Below are 18,217 nucleotides of genomic sequence, written 5' to 3'. Positions count from 1 at the left end.
CGATTTAGCGATTCTTACGTTTCACCCATTGCCAGCTCACCAGCAGCAGCAGGATCCAGCCCATACCCACGTATAGCGAAATACGGGTATCCGGGAAATAGCCAATCAGCCCAATCACAAACACCAGGAACAGAATGCCCACCACGGCGGTGGCGGTTCCGCCCGGCAGGGCAAACTTCAGCGCTTTCTGTTGCTCAGGCGTTAGCGTACGGCGGAATGCAACCTGGGAGAATAGAATCATAATCCATACCCAAACCGTCGCAAATGTGGCCAGTGACGCGATAACCAGAAACACTTTCTTCGGCATCAGGTAGTTAAGATACACCGCCACCAGCATCGCCATCATCATCGCCAGCACCGTTACCCACGGAATACCTCTGCGCGATACGGTCGCAAACACCTTCGGTGCATGCCCCTGCTCAGCCATCCCGTGCAACATGCGGCCAACACCAAAGACATCACTGTTAATTGCCGACAGCGAAGCGGTGATCACCACAAAGTTGAGGATGGTGGCCGCCGCCGCAATGCCCATATGCTGGAAAGTCAGTACAAATGGGCTACCGTTGGTCCCGACCTGGTTCCAGGGATAAATAGACATAATGACGAACAGCGTACCGACATAGAACACCAGAATGCGCAGCGGTACGGTATTAATCGCACGCGGGATCGACACTTGCGGGTCTTTCGCCTCACCGGCTGTGATGCCAATAATTTCGATACCGCCGAAAGCAAACATCACGATCTGTAGTGACAGTACAACGCCAATCCAGCCATTAGGAACGAAGCCGCCATTGGTCCACAGATTACTGATACCCGTCGCCTGGCCTCCATTGCCGATGCCCCAGAAGATAATGCCGAAGCCCGCAAGGATCATCAGCAAGATCGTGACAACTTTAAACAGTGACAACCAGAACTCGACCTCACCGAACACCTTTACCGTAGCAAGGTTCAGCGCGCCGATAATCAGCACCACGCTCAATACCCAAATCCAGTGTTGAACATCCGGGAACCACACGCTCATATAAATGCCGAAGGCAGTGACATCAGCGATGGCGACAATCAGGATTTCAAAACAGTAGGTCCAGCCAGTGATATAGCCAGCGAGGGGGCCGAGATAATCACGCGCGTAGCGTGAGAATGAACTTGCCTGAGGGTTGTTAACGGACATTTCACCAAGGGCTCGCATAATAATATATGCCGCCACCCCGCCAATCATGTAGGCAATCAGAACGCCAGGACCCGCCATTCTGATGGCATCAGCCGAACCGTAAAATAACCCGGTTCCGATGGCTGAACCCAGAGCCATAAAACGAATATGGCGGGTGCTCAGTCCCTTTTTGAGTGTTGTACTTGTCATATTTGCACCTGTCGACCCCTTACCGGCAAGGAGGTAAGGGGCAGTTTTACAACGCTATTGCTGATGCGCAGTAACCGGGCGTCCTGAAACGCGATCGCACAGAGCTACCAATACCAGCATCACCAGTGAAGGTGGCAACCATGCCAAACCTTGATCGGCCAGTGGCAGATGCTGGGTTACTGCTGGCAACAGTGCCTTGAAACTCGAACTCTTAATTGCGTCGACGATACCAAACAGCAAGCTGACCAGCATCACAGGCGCAATAATCCTTGTGCTTTTCTTCCACCAGTTCAGGGTAAAACTTAACAGCACCAGCACAATACAAGGCGGGTAAATCGCGGTTAATACCGGAATGGAAATCTGGATGAGATGACTAAGACCAAGGTTAGAGACCACCATCGAGAACAGGCCAAGGATAAACACCAGCTGACGATAGCTGAGAGGCAAATAGTGCTCAAAAAATTCTGCACAGGCGCAGGTCAGGCCGACAGCGGTCACCATGCAGGCCACGAAAATCAGTGCTGCCAGGAAGAAGCTGCCCATATTACCGAAGGTGTGCTGCACGTAGGCATGCAGAATAGCTGCGCCGTTAGCGTTCTGGTCAACAATCGATGCACTGTCAGAACCCAGTTTAAACAGCGCCAGATACACCAGCGTCAGGCCCACACCCGCAATCAGCCCTGCAATCACAGTGTAACGCGTCAGTAATTTCGCTTCGGTAATACCGCGTGAACGTGCTGCATTGACGATAACGATACCGAAGACCAGCGCACCAAGGGTATCCATGGTCAGATAACCGTTCACAAAGCCGCTGGAGAACGCCGCACGCTGATAATCAGCGGTTGCCGGTGCAAGACCACCCGCAGGCCACAGCAACGCGGCCAGACCCAGTAAGGTCAGCGCGAAGATTTTCAGCGGTGCCAGGACGTGGCCCACGGTATCCAGCAATTTACCCGGATAGAGCGAAATACCAATCACCAGCGCGAAGTAGAGCATGCTGTAGATCAGCAGCGGCAGCGCACCGTCGCCCGTCAGCGGGGCAATACCCACTTCAAACGAAACGGTCGCGGTACGCGGCGTGGCAAACAGCGGGCCGACGGCCAGATAGCAGACGGTTGCCAGCACGATGCCAGCGGCTTTGCCAATCGGTGAGCTGAGGGCATCAATGCCGCCGCCCACGCGCGCCAGCGCAATCACCGTGATCACGGGCAAACCCACCGCCGTGATCAGGAAACCGATAGCAGCCATCCAGACATGTTCGCCGGACTGGATCCCCACCATTGGCGGAAAAATGATGTTGCCCGCGCCGACAAACAGGGCGAAGGTCATAAAGCCCAGCGCCAGAATATCTTTCGAAGTTAAACGATGTGTCATAAGAAATTGTGTTGCCCGTGATGGTGTGAAAAGTCGTGATATCAGGCCTAAATTGAAAGCCCGTCTCCCTGCTCGCTCTAAAAACGCCGTCTTATCAGACCAATACAGTGGAATCCACTTAGTAATATCGGGTTGACAGCGCATGTGAGCTGATTATTTTCTGTATACAGGGGGATGACGAAAAAACGGGGGTAAGTAGAACGTTTATAGCGGAGAAAGGCAATACAGGATCGGAAAAGCAGGATGATATAGTGTAAAAAGCTGCATAACCAGTGCATATATTTAGATCTGGTAAAAAACGCCTTACATGATTTGTATCTTTTTCGTTCATCACAACGTTATTTTCTGCAATATATCCACCTCACATGCACAAAAGGCGCGGAAATCCGCGCCCTGTACACAAAATGATGCCGTGATTACCAGATGCGACTGGCGACATCCACCACCAGACGCAGCTTGGCCCACTGCTGCTCTTCCGTCAGGCTGTTGCCCTCTTCGGTTGAGGCAAAGCCGCACTGCGGGCTCAGGCAAATCTGATCCAGGCTGACAAACTGCGCCGCCTCGCGAATGCGTTTCTCTACTGTTTCCGCCGCTTCCAGCTCACCTGTTTTGGTGGTGATCAGGCCGAGTACCACCTGCTGTTTGCCCGGTTTGATAAAGCGTAATGGCTCAAAACCGCCTGAACGCTCGTTATCGTACTCCAGGAAGAAAGCATCGATGTTCACGCCGCCAAACAGAATTTCAGCCACCGGCTCGTAGCCACCTTCGGAGATCCAGGTGGAACGGAAGTTACCCCGGCAGACATGCAGACCAATGACCAGGTCATCCGGCTTACCTTCAATGGCTTTATTCAATACACGGGCATAGGTGCGGGCCAGCTCTTCCGGGTTATCGCCACGCTCGCGGATCTGCTGTTTCTGATCGTCAGAACAGAGGTAAGCCCAGACGGTATCATCCAGTTGCAGATAACGGCAGCCAGCATCATAGAAGGCCTTGATCGCGTCACGATACGTCTGCGCCAGATCGTCAAAATAGACATCCAGGTCCGGGTACACGTCAGCATCAATGACTTTACGTCCACCCCGGAAGTGCAGCACGCTTGGGCTTGGAATGGTCATTTTAGCCACCGCATCGCCGCTGATACTTTGCAGGAAACGGAAATCTTCCAACATCGGATGGTTGCTAAAGCCCAGTTTGCCGGTCACTTTCACGCCACGTGCTTTCGTCTGCACACCGTTAAACTGAATGCCCTGCTCGGCTTCATAACGCTCCACGCCATCCAGGCCGTCGAAGAAGTCGAAATGCCACCAGGCACGGCGGAATTCGCCGTCGGTCACCACCTGCAAGCCGTTTTCACGCTGATGGGCCACTACCTTACGGATCGCCTCATCTTCCACCGCGCGCAGCGTAGCGGCATCGATCTCGCCCGCGTCGAACTGCTTACGAGCCTGTTTAATCTCAGCAGGGCGCAAATAGCTGCCCACCACTTCGGCACGATAGGGGGTGAATGTCGTCATGATTAAAACTCCTGGCCTGCACGCGGCGCATAATTTAGTGACGTAATGATTACATCAGGTTATATTTAGACATCCAGACGTCTAAGTGTCTATTTAGCCAATAGTGGCATGAGAAACCTTCAGCGGCAAACGAGGAAATTTCACGTAAGTTGAAAAAAATTCATGATGCGGTGACGGCGGGTCAGGCGTGCCTGACCCCTACGATATGAGGAGCCGTATATTGTAGGGGCGAGGCACGCCTCGCCCGTATGCGGGTGATTACTCGGCTAACATCGCGCGAGCGCGCTGCATCTGCTGCTCAGACAGCGACAGATACCCCGCCTGGCTAACCAGCGCCTGGCCCTGTGCAGAGAGCGCTAAACGCAAAAAGGCCGCCGTCAGCGGCTCCAGGGGTTTGTCGGGGGCTTTGTTGACGTAGATATAAAGAGGGCGAGCATAAGGATAGCGGCCGCTGCGAATATTTTCGGCGCTCGGCGCGATCCAGTCATTGCCCTCACGCGCTACCGGCACGGTTTTAACGCCGCTGATATGAAACCCGGCGCTGGCATAACCAATGCCATTCAATGTTCCCGCAACGGCCTGCACCACGGCAGCAGAACCGGGATATTCGCCGACATCATTGCGGAAATCACCGTTACATAGCGCCTGCTGTTTGAAGAAACCCCAGGTGCCGGAAGCCGAGTTACGGCCAAAGCGCTGCAATCCGCGCGTTGCCCAGCCAGGCTGAGCCAACTGCAAATCACCCCAGGTTTTGGGCACAGCTAGCCCACCACAGCGACGGGTCACCGAGAAAATGGCATCCAGCTGCTGTGCATTCAGCCCGGTTAACGGGTTGTCCTGATTGACCACCACCACCAGCGCATCCATCGCCACCGGAACGGCCAGAGGCTGATAACCGTAACTGTCTTCAAACAGCTGACGTTCTACGGCCTGCATCGGGCGGCTCATCGCGCCTAACTGGGCCGCTCCCGCGGCCAGCGCGGTCGGCGCGGTTGACGAACCGGCCGCCTGGATCTGCACATTGACACCGGGATACTGACGATTAAAACTCTCGCCCCACAGCGCCATCAGGTTACCCAGCGTATCCGAGCCAACGCTGGTGAGATTCCCCGCCAGCATGCCCTGTTTCGCCGGGACCTGCGAACTGACCAGCAACAGCGCCAGCGCGATTAACATTTTCATTGCATGGGTTCCGTGAGACTCAATGCAGCGCATTCTCGGATAGTTCAGCACTGACAATCAACCTTGGTGGCAATTGAAAGCTGAAACAGGTTTCAGCGCCGGGCGTGCTGCTGATATCCAGGCGCGTATTGTGATGGCTGAGCGCATGTTTCACGATAGCCAGACCTAACCCGCTGCCGCCGGTCTGTCGGGAGCGCGCTTTATCAACGCGATAGAAGCGCTCCGTCAGACGAGGCAGGTGTTCCGGTGCAATCCCTGGCCCATTATCTTTCACCTTAAACTGTGCCCCCTGCGGGCTACGTAGCCAGCTGACATCAATCCGCGTGCCATCCGGCGTATGGTTAACCGCGTTATACACCAGATTGGAAATCGCACTGCGCAGTTGCTCGTCATTGCCAAACACGCGCAAATGCGGGTCGGTATGGAAATAAATATCGTGGCGACCGTTACTGAGCGTTTCCGCTTCACGCTGCAACACCCGCAGCATCATCGGCACGTCCACGGTTTCCTGCAAATCGAGCGCTGGAGCAGCTTCAATGCGCGACAAGGTCAGCAGCTGTTTCACCAGGCTGTCCATGCGTTTGGTCTGTTCCTGCATGGTGTGCAGCGCCTTATCACGCAGGCTGCCCTCCAGCACGGAATCGTTCATCATCTCCAGATAGCCCTGCAACACGGTGAGCGGCGTGCGCAGTTCGTGGCTGACATTGGCAAAGAAGTTACGCCGCGCGCCTTCCAGCTGGTGCATCTGGGTAACATCACGCGCCACCAGCAGCCATTGCCCTTCGCTGTAAGGCATCACACGGAATTCCAGATGACGATGGCTGTTCAGTACCAGCGTGAGCGGGCGTGAAAAATCACGCTGACGCAGATAGCGGGTAAACTCCGGGTAACGCAGCAGGTTGAGGATATTCTGGCCGTTATCTTCCGGCCAGCGCAGCCCCAGCATCTGCTGAGCCAGGCCGTTGCACCAGAAAATCGTCCCCTCTTCGGTGGTCAGTACCACCGCATCAGGCAGAGATTCTGCACCGCTACGAAAACGTTTGATCAGATGACCGAGTTCACGACGGCGACGACGATTACGCGCCTGCATTTGATACAGGCCGTAAAACAGCGGTTCCCAGCTGCCACGGCCGCTGGGAGGTGTCATGCTGCGGTCGACCCACAGCCAGTGAGAGAGTCGAAGTAAGTTGTTGAAATGAAAACCCAGCACACAGAGTACTGAGATTAACAGCAGCCAGGGGAGCCAACCCACCAGCAGCCCGAGCAGTAACGCGGGCAAACCGGCAAGCAGCAGCTCAAACAATAATCTCTTCCAGGAGAGGCGTTCCAACACGGTTCAGACTCCAGCGCGAACAATCAATAGCGTGCAGAGAAACGATACCCTGTTCCGCGAACCGTCTGCACCATACGATCGTGCCCGGTCAGTTCCAGTGCCTTACGTAAGCGACGAATGTGTACATCAACGGTACGATCTTCGACGTAAACGTTAGTTCCCCAGACATGGTTTAGCAACTGCTCACGGCTGTAGACGCGCTCAGGATGCGTCATAAAGAAGTGCAGCAGTTTATATTCGGTCGGCCCCATTTCCAGCGGCTGCGTATCGGACATCACGCGATGCGATGACGGATCAAGACTCAGCCCCTGCATCTCAATCACCTCTTCCACCGCCATCGGTGAAATACGGCGCATCACCGCTTTAATACGTGCCACCAGCTCTTTCGGTGAGAAGGGTTTGGTAATGTAATCGTCGGCACCCACTTCAAGGCCACGGACGCGATCTTCTTCTTCACCACGCGCAGTCAGCATCATCACCGGAATATCACGGGTCATCGCTTCACGCTTCAGGTGCTTAATAAACTGAATGCCGGAACCACCCGGTAACATCCAGTCCAGCAGGATTAAATCTGGCCACGGCTCAATGAGCATACTGACTGCGCTGTCATAGTCCTCGGCTTCGATCGGTTGATAGTCATTTTGTTCCAGAACGAAACACAACATCTCACGGATTGGGGCTTCATCTTCAACCACCAGAATGCGCTTAGCCATTATTGCTCCTGCTACTGTGACAGGTTGTCACGGGGATATGCGGCGCCATTATGCGTCAGTTTTATGACACTTTTATGAAAAAAGCACCCCCTAAAAGCATTGATGAAATTAAATAAAATCTCTACCTCATCAATATGTTTATCGGGCCTGAATAATTCGAGAGGCAGGACAGGTATAATACTCACCACGCTTTTCGCCATGAAAGGACCCCCATGCGCATCATTCATACTGCCGACTGGCATCTTGGCCAGTTTTTCTACACCAAAAGCCGGGCAGCCGAGCACCAGGCATTCCTTGACTGGCTGCTGGAGAAAGCAGAAGCACAGCAGGCGGATGCGATTATTGTGGCGGGCGATATCTTTGATACCGGCTCTCCGCCGAGCTACGCGCGTGAGCTGTATAACCGCTTCGTGGTCAAGCTTCAGCAAACCGGCTGTCAGTTGGTGGTACTGGGCGGCAATCACGATTCGGTTGCCATGCTGAATGAATCGCGCGAGCTGCTGGCCTGCCTCAATACCCGGGTGATCGCCGCCGCCTGCGACGATGTGCGTCAACAGGTGCTGGTTCTCAATCGCCGCGACGGCCAGCCGGGGGCGCTGCTGTGCGCCATTCCGTTTTTACGTCCACGCGATATTCTGCGCAGCCAGAGCGGGCAGTCAGGGCGCGAAAAGCAGCAAAGCCTGCTGGAAGCCATTACGGAACACTATCAGCAGTGCTGGCAGGAAGCCCTGAAACAGCGCGATGCGCTGGGCCTGACGCTACCGATTATTGCTACCGGCCATCTGACCACGATGGGCGTAACCAAAAGCGATGCGGTGCGTGATATCTACATCGGCACGCTGGATGCCTTCCCCGCCGACTGTTTCCCCCCTGCGGACTATATCGCCCTGGGGCATATCCATCGCGCCCAGCGCATTGCCGACAGCGATCATATTCGCTACAGCGGCTCCCCAATCCCACTCAGTTTTGATGAGCTGGGTAAAGCCAAAAGCGTGTTTCAGGTCGACTTCAGCGACGGCAAACTCAGCGCCGTCGAAGCCTTACCGATCCCGTTATTCCAGCCGATGCAGATGATCAAAGGCTCTCTGGAACAGATTGAGCAGCAGCTGGCAGCACTCACGGCCGATCCGCAGGGTGGCACCGTCTGGCTGGACATTGAAATCGTCACCGATGCTTACCTCAGTGAGCTACAGCGCCGTATCCAGGAACTGACCGAACCCCTGCCCGTAGAAGTGGTGCTGCTGCGTCGCAGCCGTGAACAGCGGGAGCAGGTGATCGCCCGGCAGAACAACGAAACCCTGAACGAGTTGAGCGTGGAAGAGGTGTTTTCCCGCCGTCTGGCGCTGGAAGCCGAGGATACTGAACGGCTGGAACGCGCCAGAGCGCTGTTTGCCCAGACGCTGGAAGCCGTGCGCCATGAGGAGCAGCCATCATGAAAATCCTGACCTTGCGCTTTAAAAACCTCAACTCGCTGAAGGGTGAGTGGAAAATCGACTTCACCGCAGAACCTTTTGCCAGCAACGGCCTGTTCGCCATTACTGGCCCGACGGGCGCAGGCAAAACCACCCTGCTGGATGCCATCTGCCTTGCGCTGTATCACGAAACACCGCGCCTGAAAGGCATTACTCAGTCACAAAATGACCTGATGACGCGCGACACTGCCGAATGTCTGGCAGAAGTGGAATTTGAGGTGAAAGGCGTCGCCTGGCGCGCCTTCTGGAGCCAGAACCGCGCACGCGGTGCCGCCGATGGCAACTTGCAGGCACCGCGCGTTGAACTGGCGCGCTGTGACGATAACCAAATCGTCGCCGATAAAGTCAAAGATAAGCTGGAAATGATCGCCAGCCTGACCGGGCTGGACTTCGAACGCTTTACCAAATCGATGATGCTGTCACAGGGGCAGTTTGCTGCCTTCCTCAACGCCGATGCCAATAAACGTGCCGAGCTGCTGGAAGAACTGACCGGTACCGAAATATACGGCCGACTGTCGGCGGCGGTGTTTGATCGCCATAAACAGGCGAAGGTGACGCTGGATACCCTGCGCGCCCAGTCCAGCGGCATGAGTTTGCTGAGCGAAGAGCAGAAAACTGACCTGAACAGCCAGCTGGCACAAAGCGTAGAGCAGGAGCAGGCGCTCACTTCACAACAGCAAATCCAGCAGAAAAAAAGTCAGGAACTGCAACAGATTGAACGCCTGCAACGGGAGCAGCAACAGCTGACCACCAGCGCACAGCAGCTGGATCAACAGCGAGAGCAGGCACAGCAGGCGCTCATCGTCGCCACGCAGCAGCAGGAGCAGGTGGTACAGGCACAGGCGCAACATCAGGCGCTGCGCCTGCAGCAGGAAACCCTGATTGCCGAACAGGTTCTGCCGCTTGATTTACAGCTGAGCACTTTGCGCGAACAGCAACAGCAGCTGGAGCGTGAGCGCAGTGAACACCAACTCGCACTGAGCGCACGCCAGCAGGAAAGCGCAAAAAACCAGCAGGCTCAACAGGATAAGCAGGCACAGCAGCAGCAGTTGAACGCCTGGCGCGAGGCGCATCCGCAGTTTGCCCATTACGGTGAACATCTGCCGCTGTGGCGCGAACGCTTTAGCCAGCAGCAGGAAAGTGAGCAGTCACTAACCGCACAGCGCCTGCGATGTCAGGCCCAGCATCGGCAGGTGCAGGAATATGAGCAGGCCAGCCAGCAGCGACAGCAGCAGCAGGCACCGTTACAGCAGCAGCTGACCGCCGCACAGACCCACCTCGATCAGGCCCAGCAACAGCTGGCCCCGCTGCAACAGCAGCACCCGGAGGAGACGCTGCGCGCCACGCTGGAACAGTTCGCACGCCAGCGCCCGCAGCGGCTATTACTGGCTACCCTGCTCCCGCAGTGGCAGCAGTTGCATACGCGCCGCACGCGCTTACAGCAGGAACGCCAGGCGCTGACGCAACAGATCCAGCAAAACAGTGAGCAGTTACTTACCCTGCGAGCGAGTTGGAAAGAGAAGTATCAACATCAGCAGGACCTGGAAAAGCGCTGTGAACTGGAGCGACGTATTGCCGATCTGGAACAGCACCGCTCACAGCTGGAGCCGGGCCAGCCCTGCCCGCTGTGCGGTTCGGAAACTCATCCGGCCGTGCAGCAGTATCAGGCATTACAGCTGTCGGAAAATCAGCAGCGGCTGGATGCCTTAAAGCGCGATGTTGAACAACTGAAGGATCAGGGAAGCGCCTGTGCTGCACAGCTTAAACAGGCGCAACAGCAGGATGAACGGCAGTTGCAGGAAGAAACGGAGCTGAACCGTCAGTTGCAGCAGCTGGAGCAGCAATGGCAGACCGCCGCCGCCGGACTGGCGCTACCACTCAGCCCGGAACAACATCAGCAGGCCAGCGACTGGCTGGCACAGCAGGATGAGCAGGAAGCGGCACAGCAGCAGCAGTTGCATCAGCTGGAGCAGGCGCTGCGCCACTGCCAGCAGCAAAAAGAGGCGCTGTATCAGCAACAGCAGGCCTGGCAAACCCTGCAACAGCAGATCCAGCTGCAACAGCAGCAGCTAACCGCCGCCGCCCAGACGCTGAGCGAGCAGCAGCAACAGCTCACCCAGGATGAGCAACGCGCGCAGCAGTTACGCAGCAAGCTGGCAGAAGGCGTGGCACCGCTGGGGCTGACGCTGCCGCAGGATGGCGATTATCACAGCTGGTTGCAGCTGCGTGAAACGCAGTGGCAACAGTGGCGCAGCAACAGCGAGGCGCTGACGGCACTGGTCCCTGAGCTGGCGACACTCGCCAGCCGCCAGCAGGCGCTGGAAGAAGAGTTACAGCAACAGCAGGCACGCCTGGCGCAACTTGACCAGCGTCTGCAACAGCGGCAGGAAACGCTGAAACAGTATCAGCAGCAGCGCCAGTCACTGTTTGGCGATCGTGACGTTACCGCTGCACAGCAACAGTTGCGTGCAGAGACGGAACAGCATGCACTGGCCGTTCGCCAGGCGCAGACAGCGTGGCAACAGCAGCAGGACAGAATAAATACCCTGACCGGGCAGCATAAATCACTAAATGAGCAGTTGATTAATCTACAGTCACAATTAGATGAAACGGTGACCCAGTCTGGCTCATTTGATGACCTGCCCGCACAACGGGCGCAGGTGGAAAGCCAGCTTAGTCAGTTGACTCAGCAACTGCGCGAGCTGGCCAGCCAGCAGGGACAGCTACGCCAGCAGCTGCGCGATGACAGCGAACGACGCACTCAGCAGCAGGCATTGCTGGCGGAGATCGCCGCTAACGAACAGCAGCTGGAAGACTGGAGCTACCTCAATCAGCTTATCGGCTCCAAAGAAGGGGATAAATTCCGCCGCTTTGCCCAGGGGCTGACGTTGGATCATCTGGTGTGGCTGGCCAACAATCAGCTTAACCGTCTGCACGGTCGCTATCTGTTGCAGCGCAAATCGCAGGAAGCACTGGAGCTACAGGTGGTTGATACCTGGCAGGCTGATGCACAGCGCGATACCCGCACGTTGTCCGGCGGCGAAAGCTTCCTCGTCAGTCTGGCGCTGGCGCTGGCGCTTTCCGATCTGGTCAGCCATAAAACCCGTATTGAGTCGCTATTTCTGGATGAAGGCTTTGGCACGCTGGATGCGGAGACGCTCGACAGTGCGCTGGATGCGCTGGATGCGCTCAACGCCAGTGGAAAAACCATTGGGGTGATCAGCCACGTTGAGGCGATGAAGGAACGCATACCGGTGCAGATAAAGGTGAAGAAGATTAACGGACTGGGTTACAGCAGGCTGGAGACGCCGGGGCAGTAAGGGCGATCCTCTGCGATCGCCCTCATTTCTGCATCAGCGTTAGAACGCCGTTTTTCCTTTGGCGCGTGGCCCCGGCAGGATACTGCCGTTGCGGCCATCGGCAGAAAGCATCGAGGTTCCGGCGATAATCGCTATATCATGACCTTTGTCGGTCATATTGTTGGCAATCTGCTTCACCGCTGCCGTAATCAACATGCCCACCAGGCCATTGTTACTGTTGTCCTGGGCATCAGACGCATAACCTTTACCTTCCCAGATTTGTTTGCCGGTGCGCAGGTCAACCAGACGAGCGACGGCGCTGACTTCCGTCACACTGTCTACAACCCTGTATTTCGTGCCGTAGCTGATCACATCAACATACAGCGCCGCATCGGCATGGAAAATCTCGTGCAGTTTAGCGGTGCTGACGCCTTGCGCATCATTTGCACTGGCCAGTCCGTTCTGCTCAAAGGTTTTATCCACCACCGCCACCGGGAACACATAATAACCGGACTCAGCCAGCGGCGCGGTCATCACCGACACCAGGCTGTGGGCCGCCTGAATATCCGGGCTGCTGTTCTTCGCAGGCAATACCACAATCGAGGCGGGTTTGCTGGCACGAAAAGCCGTGTAATCATAAGGCGTTTGTTTAACACAACCACTCAGTACCAGCGCCGCCGCTGCGGCAATAAAGATCCGTAATTTCATTATTTCTTATCCTTATTGCGCATCAGAAAGTCCATATAAGCGGCTGATTCCGGGAACTGTGCTTTTTCGGTATTGAACTGCTGGAAAGCCAGGTCGGGGCGGCTGGTTTCCACATATAACAAGCCAATCTGGGCATGCAGGCCAGGAGGAACGGGTTTATTTTTTGCTTTCGCCTGTTCAACGACCGCATTCAGCGATTCAATCTGCTGCTCAGGCGATTTGTCATGTTTGTAATAGCTATAAAGCGAGGACTGATAATCCCCCCAGTAATAGGTCGTTTCTTTTTTAGGGGCGCAGGCCGTCATTAGCAGCGCGGCGGCAGCCACGCTGACAACATTCATCATCTTCACTGTTAATTTCCTTGTTATTTTATTTAACCGGACGCCATGCGCCAGATTCGATTCCATTCACCAGATGATTAACGGCTTCACGTACCGCTAAATCCATCACCTTACCATTGAGCGTAGAGTCATAGCTGGCGGTGCCGCCAAAGCCAATCACTTCGCGATTAGACAGGCTGTATTCACCTGCCCCCTGAACGGAATACACCACTTCGGAAGTGGCCACATCAACCACATTCAGGTTCACTTTGGCATAAGCCACCTGAGACTTACCGCGGCCAAGAATGCCCCACAGCTGCTGGTCACCGACTTCTTTACGACCAAACTCAGTGATATCGCCGGTGATAACATAGTTGGCACCTTTGATAGACTGCTGACTGCCTTTGTACTGTGCTTCGGCTTTCAGTTCATCAAGGTTGGCGCGGTCCAGCACATTAAAACGGCCAGTCTGCTGCAAATGGGTAATCAGAATCGTTTTCGACTGGTTGCCTAACCGATCGACGCCGTCAGAGAATACGCCATTCATATACGCGGAGCGGTTATCAAACTTGCCAACCGCAATGGGACTTTTTACGCCCTGATATTGTGGCTGAGTCGCCGCCGCAACCTGAGGAGCTTCAATAGATCGCGAGGATTCCGTCGCACAACCGGTGAGTACCGACGCACTTAATAAGGATAAAGCAACAAGGCATTTTGATTTCATTTCATATCCCTGAATGAATGAACAACTTAAATAAAAACCCTGATTCGGAGTGAACATCCAGAATATAGTCAGCACGGGTTATTATAAAATAAAGGCAGGACGCCTTTGGCACGGAAGACTACCACAGTAAAATTATAAAAATAAACTGAATAATACAATTATTTTAATTTATCACGGTAATGAATTACTTGAGTCATGCGAATCATATTAACTTAACTAAAATAACCCCTCTCGCCTTAATCCAAATGAAGAAATCCTCCGTCCGTCGGTGAAGCCTTATTGGCGACCTCACCCGACGGGTTATCCTGCCAGCTCATCCTGTCGCCACTGACGTGGACTAATGCCGAACCAGCGACGGAAGGCTCGGGAGAACGCACTGACCTCCGAATAGCCCAGTAACAGCGCCATTTCGGAAATCGGCAGCTGACGCTGCTGCAAATAGTGTTTCGCCATTTCGCAGCGCACGTTATCTACCAGCGTGGTAAAACTCAGCCCTTCCTCACGCAGACGTCGCTGTAACGACCAGCTCGACAGCCCCATTTTTTCCGCCACATCATCCAGTACGGGTTCACCTTGCAGGATCACCAGATGAACCTGTGCCCGTGCCTGATCGACGATATTCTGCTGCGGCGTACTGCTGTTCAGACGCTGGATAGCATCCTGCATCACGCACAGTAATACGGGATCGCTGTCCGGCATTGCCCGCAGCAGATCGCGTTTGGGGATCAGCATAGAGTTAAAGGGTTGATCGAAATAGACGGGAGCATCGAACACTTTACAGTGCTCATGCCATTGTGAAGGTCGTGGATGTTCGAAATGAACCTCACGCGGTGACCAGTTTTTTCCCGCCACATGGCGGATCAAATTGAGAAACATGCCCAGCGTCAGTTCCGCATCCTGGCGACGGCAGAGGATCGCGCCGTGGCGCACCTGATAATCCAGCCGCCAGCAGTCGCCCTTATCCACCAGCCGCGTCAGCGTATCATGCTGGTGCCAGGGAAACGCGCTCGCCACATTGTGCAGTGCCTGCTCCAGCGTGGCGCTGCACAGACCGATATAGCCAATCAGACCTAATGACTGCGGTTTAAACTGCCTGCCGTAGTGTAAACCGAAGTTATCACAACCTGAGTAACGTGCTGCTTCTTCCATCACCCGGCAATAGTTGATTAAGCCCAGACTGAGGGTAGGCTGTGCCAGCAGCTCCGGATCGATACCGCTGACGCCAAAAATGCGGTCAACGTCACCGCCGCTGTGGCAGATAAACTCGCTCAGTCCACTGGCGGCAGCGGCCAGTACCCCACGATTGCAGGCGCTGGCGCTGTGCAGAACGTGGCTGATTTCTGGACGGGCCAATGGGATTGTTAACATGATTAATGCCTCCTGCTGCAGTGTGTGCTCTTTACTCCCCTTTACACAGCAAATTGCGTACCAACCGCAGCATCAGACAGAATCAACGTTTTAACCTGGCGATAAGTGCGAATAAGCACTGTGGAAGCGCAGCGTTGCCCGTCCACGGTGCAGTAACCTGATGATTATGCGCCAACAGGCAGATCGCGCGTCTCCAGGTAACGGCGGCACAAACGCACAGAATGATCAGCCCACTGCGGGCCGAGACTTTGCGCCATCTCCGTTTCCGCGTGCGATCCCGCCCAGGCCAACAGCTGAATGCGGCGCTGGATCAGCAACGTGGGTACCCTGTCCATCTCAGCATCGGTGATATGCGCCACCTGCTCGTAGCCACGGATCCAGTGATCGACCCACTCTGCGGCGCGCGGATGGTGCTCAACGAAACTGATCGCCGCCGCCAGATCGTGCAGATACCAGCCGAAGCCGCAGTCATCAAAATCGATCACCCGCGTTTCGCCTTTGTACAACAGCAGATTCGTCAGTCGCAGATCGGCGTGGATCAGCCCGTAGTTGCGTGGTTCTTTGCCGAATTCTGCCAGCGTTGATCCCACCCGCGCGATCGTCTGCTCCACAATGCCGTGATCCTGGACGCGCAAATTCGGCGCATCGCGCCAGTCGCCCCAGTGGCTCTGCGGGCTGACCATCGAATGATGATCCCAGGTGATACGCTGGAAACCCGCCGGACGCTGCCAGCTGCGGCTGTGCTGATGCAGGCGAGCGGTAATATTCCCCAACTGCTGGAAGGCTCGTGGATCAACATCGGTCCCTGGCATCTCCCCCTCGATCCAGTGGAACAGCACGGCATGGCGCACCGACCCATCCTCCAGCGTCAGGGTTTGTACACTTTGCCCTTCGCGATCGACGACCGCCTGCGGCACATCAATGCCGGTTTCACGCAGGGCATCCAGCCAGTGCAGTTCACTTTCAATATCGGCACGCTGGTGATAATCCGCCCGGTGCAGACGCAGGGCATAACGTTTGCCACCGGCTTCAAGTAAAAAGGTCGCGTTTTCTGATCGGCACAGCAGGCTAAGTTTGCCCTGTAGCGCCGCCGGATAGCGTAACAATGTCATTTCGGCGAGGTGCAACAGTGCTGCGTTGTTCAGGGTGTCATATTGTTTTGCGGTCATAGTCTGGCTCCGGAGTCTGTTTGCAGTGCTTCTTTGCCTGACAGCATCCTATCGCTTGCCCCCTTACCGCTTGACCGCAGACGACCCTGTTTTGACCGCAGCGTACACCTGGCCCTTTTTTTGCGAGTGAGTTGACCTGCGAGCACAAAAATCATCATGCCCGCGTCAAGTTTCCCCTGGCGGGCAACGGCATTATCGAATAACGCTCTCCAACCGCTTTTACGCCACAGACATTTGCGGCGCAGGAGATGAAGGGGAAACTCACTCACGGGGATAACGGCATGACAAATACATTAAAGCCCACGCTGGGCACCATACATTTGTGGGGCATTGCAGTAGGTTTGGTCATTTCAGGGGAGTATTTTGGCTGGAGCTATGGCTGGGGCGTAGCGGGAACACTCGGTTTTTTGCTGACAACGCTCATGGTCGCCACCATGTATACCTGCTTTATCTTCAGCTTTACCGAGCTGACCACCGCGATTCCACATGCCGGTGGCCCGTTTGCCTACAGCCGCCGCGCATTTGGTGAGACCGGTGGCCTGATTGCCGGTATGGCCACGCTGATTGAATTCGTCTTTGCTCCCCCAGCGATTGCGATGGCCATTGGTGCCTATCTCAACGTTCAGTACCCGGAACTCAACCCGAAGTACGCGGCGGTGGGGGCCTATATTGTCTTTATGACGTTGAATATTCTGGGAGTGAAACTGGCTGCAACGTTTGAGCTGGTGGTCACCGTGCTGGCGGTGCTCGAACTGCTGGTGTTTATGGGCGTGGTGGCGCCGGGCTTCAGCATCGCAAACTTTGCGGCTAACGGCTGGGCGGGTGGCGAACACTTCGGTATGCCGGCGCTTTCAGGTATTTTTGCCGCGATCCCGTTTGCTATCTGGTTCTTCCTCGCGATTGAAGGTGCAGCGATGGCGGCTGAAGAAGCGAAAGATCCGAAACGCACGATCCCGCGTGCCTATATTGCGGGGATCCTGACGCTGGTGGTGCTGGCTATCGGGGTGATGCTGATGGCTGGGGGTGCCGGAGACTGGCGCGTGCTGTCTAACATTAACGATCCCCTGCCGCAGGCAATGAAAATGATCGTCGGTGAACACTCAAACTGGATGCATATGCTGGTGTGGATCGGCCTGTTCGGTCTGATTGCCAGTTTCCACGGCATTATCCTCGGCTACTCACGCCAGTTCTTTGCCCTGTCTCGCGCAGGCTATCTGCCTGCGGGCCTGGCGAAACTGTCACGTTTCCAGACTCCTCACCGCGCTATTATCGCTGGTGGCGTGATCGGTATCGCCGCTATCTTTAGCGACAGCTGGATCAACCTGCAAGGTATGTCACTGACCGCGGCGATGATCACCATGGCGGTATTTGGTGCCATCGTGATGTATATCATGAGTATGCTGAGCCTGTTCCGCCTGCGCCGCACGGCCCCGGAGCTGGATCGCACCTTCCTCGCACCGGGCTACCCGATTGTCCCCGCCATTGCGCTGGCACTGGCGGTGGTCTGTCTGATTGCGATGCTGTGGTTTAACGCCCTTATCGGTGCGCTGTTTGCGGCGCTAATGCTGGCGGGTTATCTGTGGTTCCTGATGACCAAAAGTCAGCGTGACAATGCGCCACATGATGTGATGCTGCACGGCGAATAGCCGTTGCATGGGCAACGTCCAGGTCAAGGACGTTG

General features: G+C 55.5%; 14 protein-coding genes. 3 read left to right on the top strand and 11 right to left on the bottom strand.

What is annotated here, in order from left to right:
• Window positions 1-4: 4 nt before the first annotated feature.
• The 6 genes from proY to phoB form a co-directional block, all read right to left on the bottom strand.
• Window positions 5-1,357: a proline-specific permease ProY gene (gene proY / locus ACFL9S_RS19030; protein ID WP_405263419.1), complete on the bottom strand. Its 1,353-nt coding sequence runs from the start codon at window positions 1,355-1,357 to the stop codon at window positions 5-7.
• Between the two features lie 54 nt (window positions 1,358-1,411).
• Window positions 1,412-2,731 (bottom strand): branched-chain amino acid transporter carrier protein BrnQ, encoded by a 1,320-nt coding sequence (brnQ, locus tag ACFL9S_RS19025; protein ID WP_405263418.1) that lies wholly within the window; start codon window positions 2,729-2,731, stop codon window positions 1,412-1,414.
• Window positions 2,732-3,147: 416 nt separating this feature from the next.
• Entirely contained in the window at window positions 3,148-4,248 is a 1,101-nt protein-coding gene (locus ACFL9S_RS19020; protein ID WP_405263417.1) for a cobalamin-independent methionine synthase II family protein, read from the bottom strand.
• Window positions 4,249-4,506: 258 nt separating this feature from the next.
• A complete protein-coding gene (locus tag ACFL9S_RS19015; RefSeq protein WP_405263416.1) occupies window positions 4,507-5,430 on the bottom strand; it encodes a PstS family phosphate ABC transporter substrate-binding protein in 924 nt (307 codons plus the stop codon).
• A 19-nt stretch (window positions 5,431-5,449) separates the two neighbouring features.
• A complete protein-coding gene (gene phoR, locus ACFL9S_RS19010) occupies window positions 5,450-6,763 on the bottom strand; it encodes a phosphate regulon sensor histidine kinase PhoR (RefSeq protein WP_405263415.1) in 1,314 nt (437 codons plus the stop codon).
• A gap of 23 nt (window positions 6,764-6,786) precedes the next feature.
• A complete protein-coding gene (gene phoB, locus ACFL9S_RS19005; protein WP_133846278.1) occupies window positions 6,787-7,476 on the bottom strand; it encodes a phosphate response regulator transcription factor PhoB in 690 nt (229 codons plus the stop codon).
• A gap of 212 nt (window positions 7,477-7,688) precedes the next feature.
• Here phoB and sbcD point away from each other — a divergent pair, with 212 nt between their 5' ends.
• Window positions 7,689-8,912, top strand: coding sequence for an exonuclease subunit SbcD (gene sbcD, locus ACFL9S_RS19000; protein ID WP_405263414.1), 1,224 nt, complete (start codon window positions 7,689-7,691; stop codon window positions 8,910-8,912).
• Window positions 8,909-12,268, top strand: a complete 3,360-nt coding sequence (locus tag ACFL9S_RS18995) for an SbcC/MukB-like Walker B domain-containing protein (protein ID WP_405263413.1) — start codon at window positions 8,909-8,911, stop codon at window positions 12,266-12,268. The genes sbcD and ACFL9S_RS18995 overlap by 4 nt, the downstream gene beginning before the upstream one ends.
• Before the next feature lie 39 nt (window positions 12,269-12,307).
• On the opposite strand, the gene ACFL9S_RS18990 is transcribed toward ACFL9S_RS18995, so the two are convergent.
• The 5 genes from ACFL9S_RS18990 to ACFL9S_RS18970 form a co-directional block, all read right to left on the bottom strand.
• On the bottom strand, window positions 12,308-12,955 hold the full coding sequence (locus ACFL9S_RS18990; RefSeq protein WP_405263412.1) for a DUF799 domain-containing protein: 648 nt from the start codon (window positions 12,953-12,955) through the stop codon (window positions 12,308-12,310).
• Window positions 12,955-13,299 (bottom strand): DUF4810 domain-containing protein, encoded by a 345-nt coding sequence (locus tag ACFL9S_RS18985; RefSeq protein ID WP_405263452.1) that lies wholly within the window; start codon window positions 13,297-13,299, stop codon window positions 12,955-12,957. The genes ACFL9S_RS18990 and ACFL9S_RS18985 overlap by 1 nt, the downstream gene beginning before the upstream one ends.
• 25 nt (window positions 13,300-13,324) lie before the next feature.
• The gene (locus ACFL9S_RS18980; protein WP_405263411.1) at window positions 13,325-13,999 is read right to left on the bottom strand and encodes a CsgG/HfaB family protein; all 675 of its coding nucleotides are present in this window, start codon (window positions 13,997-13,999) and stop codon (window positions 13,325-13,327) included.
• 300 nt (window positions 14,000-14,299) lie between these two features.
• Window positions 14,300-15,367, bottom strand: a complete 1,068-nt coding sequence (locus ACFL9S_RS18975) for an AraC family transcriptional regulator (RefSeq protein WP_405263410.1) — start codon at window positions 15,365-15,367, stop codon at window positions 14,300-14,302.
• 164 nt (window positions 15,368-15,531) lie between these two features.
• A complete protein-coding gene (locus ACFL9S_RS18970) occupies window positions 15,532-16,536 on the bottom strand; it encodes a phosphotransferase enzyme family protein (RefSeq protein WP_405263409.1) in 1,005 nt (334 codons plus the stop codon).
• A gap of 281 nt (window positions 16,537-16,817) precedes the next feature.
• On the opposite strand from ACFL9S_RS18970, the gene eat reads away from it, so the two are divergent.
• A complete protein-coding gene (gene eat, locus ACFL9S_RS18965; protein WP_405263408.1) occupies window positions 16,818-18,182 on the top strand; it encodes an ethanolamine permease in 1,365 nt (454 codons plus the stop codon).
• Window positions 18,183-18,217: the final 35 nt, after the last annotated feature.

Source organism: Erwinia sp. AnSW2-5 (assembly GCF_045107195.1).
Classification (GTDB): Bacteria; Pseudomonadota; Gammaproteobacteria; order Enterobacterales; family Enterobacteriaceae; genus Erwinia.
The sequence above is the reverse complement of the archived record's forward strand: the minus strand, read 5'-3'. Positions and strand labels throughout refer to the sequence as shown.

Bases quoted from the DNA above. Each gene is read 5' to 3' on its own strand.
- proY (WP_405263419.1), bottom strand. From the start codon at position 1,357: ATGACAAGTACAACACTCAAAAAGGGACTGAGCACCCGCCATATTCGT.
- sbcD (WP_405263414.1), top strand. From the start codon at position 7,689: ATGCGCATCATTCATACTGCCGACTGGCATCTTGGCCAGTTTTTCTAC.
- phoB (WP_133846278.1), bottom strand. From the start codon at position 7,476: ATGGCTAAGCGCATTCTGGTGGTTGAAGATGAAGCCCCAATCCGTGAG.
- ACFL9S_RS18980 (WP_405263411.1), bottom strand. From the start codon at position 13,999: ATGAAATCAAAATGCCTTGTTGCTTTATCCTTATTAAGTGCGTCGGTA.
- ACFL9S_RS18995 (WP_405263413.1), top strand. From the start codon at position 8,909: ATGAAAATCCTGACCTTGCGCTTTAAAAACCTCAACTCGCTGAAGGGT.
- ACFL9S_RS18975 (WP_405263410.1), bottom strand. From the start codon at position 15,367: ATGTTAACAATCCCATTGGCCCGTCCAGAAATCAGCCACGTTCTGCAC.
- ACFL9S_RS18990 (WP_405263412.1), bottom strand. From the start codon at position 12,955: ATGAAATTACGGATCTTTATTGCCGCAGCGGCGGCGCTGGTACTGAGT.
- eat (WP_405263408.1), top strand. From the start codon at position 16,818: ATGACAAATACATTAAAGCCCACGCTGGGCACCATACATTTGTGGGGC.
- ACFL9S_RS19020 (WP_405263417.1), bottom strand. From the start codon at position 4,248: ATGACGACATTCACCCCCTATCGTGCCGAAGTGGTGGGCAGCTATTTG.
- brnQ (WP_405263418.1), bottom strand. From the start codon at position 2,731: ATGACACATCGTTTAACTTCGAAAGATATTCTGGCGCTGGGCTTTATG.
- ACFL9S_RS19015 (WP_405263416.1), bottom strand. From the start codon at position 5,430: ATGAAAATGTTAATCGCGCTGGCGCTGTTGCTGGTCAGTTCGCAGGTC.
- ACFL9S_RS18970 (WP_405263409.1), bottom strand. From the start codon at position 16,536: ATGACCGCAAAACAATATGACACCCTGAACAACGCAGCACTGTTGCAC.
- ACFL9S_RS18985 (WP_405263452.1), bottom strand. From the start codon at position 13,299: ATGATGAATGTTGTCAGCGTGGCTGCCGCCGCGCTGCTAATGACGGCC.